Below are 372 nucleotides of genomic sequence, written 5' to 3'. Positions count from 1 at the left end.
TAGCTGACACCATTTAAAGCATCTCTAGTTTATGCGATGAGGCTGAATGGTTAGGCAAATGAAAAAGCTTCTTCATAGAAAGATGCAATGTTTATATGAGGAATGCGCAATATTTGTTGTGCTGTTCTTGAGTATGTTTTTTTTCTTGTCTGTATCGCATGCCGAAGATACAGTAAGGAGTGCAGAAGCACGTAAAACGCTGGGAGAAATTCGCCAAAGTATTTCACTTTCGCGTGAGCGTGTTGCTTTTCTTTCTCGGCAAGTTGAGCGTTTAAAAAAAGATCAGCGCGCTTTGAGCGATGCACTCATAAAAGCTGCTAAAGAAGAACGTGCAGTAGCAAATGATATTTCTGAAAGGGAAGAAAAGCTTAA

General features: G+C 39.8%; 1 pseudogene. It reads left to right on the top strand.

Going from position 1 to position 372, the window contains the following annotated elements:
- Positions 1-46 precede the first annotated feature (46 nt).
- A pseudogene (locus ACFINZ_RS11055) lies at positions 47-372 on the top strand (peptidase M23); the annotation flags it as partial.

This window comes from Bartonella sp. AA81SXKL (assembly GCF_042196945.1).
In the GTDB taxonomy this organism is placed as follows: domain Bacteria; phylum Pseudomonadota; class Alphaproteobacteria; order Rhizobiales; family Rhizobiaceae; genus Bartonella.
This window is presented reverse-complemented; position numbering and strand designations above follow the sequence as displayed.